We start from the raw sequence: 4,450 nt of genomic DNA on the forward strand, positions 1-4,450 counted from the left end.
GAATTGAATGTTTAATTTTTAATATATATTTTATGGAAATTCCAAGTGTAGTAGGTGCAGGATTAGCGGTCATCGGTGCTGGTATCGGTATCGGAATGATTGGTGGAAAGGCAATGGAAGCTATTGCTCGTCAGCCTGAAGCTTACGGTAAGATTCAAACAGCGATGCTGATTGCAGCGGCGCTTATTGAAGGAATTGGTTTCGCGGCCATTTTTGCCGGGTAAACCCAACAAAAAACAAACAGGCTTGACGGTTGGTCTTGCCTGTTTGTTATTGTTTTTATAAAACATAGGATAGAATAACAAAACATCATGGATAAATTAATAAACGACTTTTCATTCGGACTGTTCTTTTGGCAAATCATTTTGTTCGTGCTATTGCTTTTATTGCTTCGCAAGTTTGCCTGGAAACCCATCTTGAATGCCGTGAACGATAGGGAAGAAGGCATTAAGGATGCCTTGGCCGCCGCTGAAAACGCAAAGAAGGAAATGCAGAATGTAACCGCGGATAGTGAGAAACTGCTGAAGGAGGCCCGTGCTGAGCGTGAGGCCATGATCAAGGAGGCCCGTGAGATCAAGGATAATATGATCGCCGATTCAAAAGAACAGGCAAAGATCGAAGGTGATAAAATGATAAAACAGGCGCAGGCCACGATAGAAAGTGAAAAGAAAGCGGCAGTTGCCGATATTAAGAACCAAGTGGCTGAACTTTCTATTGAAATCGCTGAGAAGGTCATCAAGGAGCAATTGTCGAACAAGGAAAAACAATTGAAGTTGGTCGACGATATGTTGGGCGACATTAAATTGAAATAATCGAGAATGAACGATACTAGAGCCGCCATACGATACGCGAAGGCAATTTTGGATATTGCTGTTGACAACAAGGCAACTGCTGCCGTTGAGAATGATATGCGTTCTGTGGTCAAGACGATTTCCGATAGCAAGGAGTTAAAGGACATGTTGTCGAGTCCGATAATAAAGTCCGAGTCCAAAAAGAATGCCTTGAACAGCATTTTTAGTGGGGTTAACCCAATTACCGAAGGCATGATAAGACTTTTGGTGAACAATAAACGGATCGGGATGTTGAATGAGGTGGCCCTTAAATACATCATTCTCAATGAGAAATTAAAAGGTGAAGATGTAGCTTTTGTAACTACAGCTGTGCCATTGACCCCGGTTTTGGAAAAGAAAATATTGATCCAAGTAGCTAAACTGACCGGTAACAAAGTTACCATTGAGAACAAAATCGATGAAAGTATTATCGGTGGTTTTGTTTTACGGGTAGGTGATTTGCAGTTCGACGCAAGTATCGCCAATAAACTGAGTAATCTAAAAAGGGAATTTACAAATAGTCTATAATATATTTTAAGGCGCTTAGCGTTTAAAACTTTATATCTAAATCAAATGGCAGGAGTAAAAGCCGCTGAAGTATCAGCAATTTTAAAGCAACAATTATCAGGATTTGAAGCAGACGCTACTTTGGACGAGGTAGGTACCGTATTGCAAGTAGGTGATGGTATTGCAAGGGTATACGGCCTCGCAAATGTACAATATGGTGAATTGGTTGAGTTCGAAGGTGGCCTTGAAGGTATCGTTTTGAACCTTGAAGAAGATAATGTTGGGGTTGTACTTTTAGGCCATTCCAAAGAAATCGGCGAAGGGGCAGTTGTGAAACGTACGCAACGTATCGCATCCATTAAGGTGGGTGAAGGTATCGTTGGTCGTGTTGTAGACACCCTAGGAGCTCCCATTGATGGTAAAGGTCCAATTTCAGGTAAATTGTTCGAAATGCCGTTAGAGCGTAAAGCGCCGGGTGTTATTTTCCGTCAACCAGTAACTGAGCCTTTACAGACAGGTATTAAGGCTATCGATGCCATGATCCCAGTAGGTCGTGGACAACGAGAGTTGGTCATTGGCGACCGTCAAACGGGAAAAACTACGGTTTGTATCGATACTATCCTGAACCAAAAGGAATTTTATGATGCCGGGGAACCTGTGTATTGTATTTATGTAGCGATTGGCCAAAAGGCTTCTAACGTGGCGAATATCGCGAAGGTCTTGGAAGACCGGGGCGCTTTGGCGTATACGACCATAGTGGCCGCCAACGCTTCGGATCCTGCACCAATGCAGGTTTATGCACCATTTGCAGGTGCTGCCATTGGAGAATATTTCAGGGACACGGGAAGACCGGCTTTGATCATTTATGATGACCTTTCCAAGCAAGCCGTTGCATATCGGGAGATATCGTTATTGTTAAGACGACCACCAGGACGTGAGGCATACCCAGGGGATGTATTCTACTTACATTCCAGGTTATTGGAACGTTCTGCCAAAGTAATCGATGACGATGAAATCGCAAAAAATATGAATGATTTGCCCGACCCGTTGAAATCAATGGTTAAAGGGGGAGGATCCCTTACGGCCCTACCGATCATTGAGACCCAGGCAGGTGACGTATCGGCTTATATTCCAACAAACGTAATCTCGATTACCGACGGACAGATATTCTTAGAGCAGGATTTGTTCAACCAAGGGGTTCGTCCTGCGATCAACGTGGGTATTTCGGTATCCAGGGTTGGGGGTAATGCCCAGGTTAAATCGATGAAAAAAGTTGCAGGTACCTTGAAATTGGATCAGGCCCAGTTTAGGGAATTGGAAGCCTTTGCCAAGTTTGGTTCCGATTTAGATGCAGCAACATTGAACGTCATTGAAAAAGGACGTCGTAATGTTGAAATCCTTAAACAGGCACAGAACGATCCATTTAAGGTTGAAGATCAGGTCGCCATCATATACGCAGGTTCCAAAAACCTGTTGCGTGACGTTCCTGTTGAAAAAGTGAAGGAATTTGAAATCGATTTCCTTCAATTTATGAACGCCAAACACAGGGGTGTGTTGGATTCGCTTAAAGCAGGTAAGTTGACCGATGAGGCTATCGAAACATTAACCGCGGTTTGTAAGGATTTGACAGGAAAGTATAGGAGCTAGTACTGAGTATTAAGTACTCAGTATTGAGCACAAAATCGTAGTATAAGTCAGACTAACTACTTTGTACTAAATACTAAGAAAAATGGCCAACTTAAAGGAAATACGTAACAGAATATCATCGGTTTCTTCAACGATGCAGATTACCAGTGCCATGAAAATGGTATCTGCCGCAAAGTTGAAAAAGGCCCAGGACGCAATCACGGCCATGAGGCCCTATGCGAACAAACTTACGGAGCTATTACAAAGCTTAAGTGCCAGTTTGGATTCGGATACCGGCAGTACGTATGCCACTAATAGAGCGATCAACAAAGTATTGGTCGTTGCAATTACCTCGAATCGTGGATTATGCGGCGCCTTCAACACCAATATAATAAAGCAGAGTACAACTTTGGCCGATGAAACTTTTAAAGGCAAACAGGTTCATTTTATGGCCATCGGAAAGAAAGCCAACGATATTTTGGGTAAAAAGGGAACAATTGCATCAAACCATAGCGATGTCTTTGATCAGTTGACCTTCGAGAATGTTGCGGTTATTGCCGAGGAATTGATGCAGTTGTTTAAGAATGGATCTTATGATCGAATTGAATTGGTGTATAACAAATTCAAGAATGCAGCCACCCAGATAGTTATTACAGAACAGTTTTTACCCATCGTACCAGCTGAGAATGCGCAGGGTTCGAGCACCGATTATATTTTTGAACCTTCCCAGGTCGATATTGTGGAACAATTGATACCAAAGTCGCTTAAGACCCAATTGTACAAAGCCATACGCGATTCATTTGCAAGTGAACATGGTGCGCGTATGACGGCTATGCACAAAGCGACGGACAACGCAACAGAACTTAGGGATCAATTGAAATTGACCTATAACCAAGCCAGACAAGCGGCGATAACCAATGAAATCCTAGAGATTGTTGGTGGAGCGGAGGCTTTGAACAATTAGGATTAGGAACCTATGGCAACTCCTTGAAAGATGAGCTATGGAAAACGGAATTACACCACGGTATTAAAAAACAGACCTCACATTATGTGGGGTTTTTTTTTGGCCCAACAAACCATAAATTCAATCTGCTTTGTCGCCAAGGTATAAATACCTATTTTTAAACTCTAATTCGTCGTGATTGAACCTTTTTAAGAAACTTTTTAAGCAGACGGCTATCTATGGTTTGGCAACTGTTTTACCACGGATGCTTTCTTTTCTGTTATTACCCTTCCATACGGATATTTTGGAAACTGCCGATTACGGTCAGCTTTCTGTGATCTATGCTTGGTTCGCAATCTTCAATGTGTTTTTGGCCTATGGCATGGAAACGGCATTTTTTCGATTTTACAATGGTGGCGATGATCGTAAAAAAGTGGTTTCTACCTCTTTATTGTCAATCGCAGCCACGACCTTTTTGTTTATGGTCATGGCGTTATTGCTTCAAAAAGGCATTGCCCAGGCATCGGGGATCAATCCTGAATAC

Annotated in this window: 6 protein-coding genes; all 6 read left to right on the forward strand. The window is 42.5% G+C overall.

The window, feature by feature from the left end:
* The first annotated feature begins 32 nt into the window (after positions 1–32).
* Positions 33–224, forward strand: coding sequence for an ATP synthase F0 subunit C (gene atpE / locus WBM98_RS03350; protein ID WP_109648393.1), 192 nt, complete (start codon positions 33–35; stop codon positions 222–224).
* Positions 225–311: 87 nt separating this feature from the next.
* Positions 312–812 carry a F0F1 ATP synthase subunit B gene (locus tag WBM98_RS03355; RefSeq protein WP_424364611.1) on the forward strand — a complete coding sequence of 167 codons (501 nt, stop codon included), beginning with the start codon at positions 312–314 and terminating at the stop codon, positions 810–812.
* A 6-nt stretch (positions 813–818) separates the two neighbouring features.
* Complete coding sequence (gene atpH, locus WBM98_RS03360) at positions 819–1,358, forward strand: ATP synthase F1 subunit delta (RefSeq protein WP_424364612.1); 540 nt, start codon at positions 819–821, stop codon at positions 1,356–1,358.
* Positions 1,359–1,403: 45 nt separating this feature from the next.
* On the forward strand, positions 1,404–2,984 hold the full coding sequence (gene atpA, locus WBM98_RS03365; protein WP_424364613.1) for a F0F1 ATP synthase subunit alpha: 1,581 nt from the start codon (positions 1,404–1,406) through the stop codon (positions 2,982–2,984).
* A gap of 82 nt (positions 2,985–3,066) precedes the next feature.
* Positions 3,067–3,927 carry an ATP synthase F1 subunit gamma gene (atpG, locus tag WBM98_RS03370; protein WP_424364614.1) on the forward strand — a complete coding sequence of 287 codons (861 nt, stop codon included), beginning with the start codon at positions 3,067–3,069 and terminating at the stop codon, positions 3,925–3,927.
* A gap of 178 nt (positions 3,928–4,105) precedes the next feature.
* Positions 4,106–4,450: lipopolysaccharide biosynthesis protein (locus WBM98_RS03375; protein WP_424364615.1), on the forward strand; the 345-nt coding region annotated here is incomplete at its 3' end.

Origin of the sequence: Maribacter sp. (assembly GCF_049667165.1) — a bacterium.
Lineage (GTDB): Bacteria > Bacteroidota > Bacteroidia > Flavobacteriales > Flavobacteriaceae > Maribacter_A.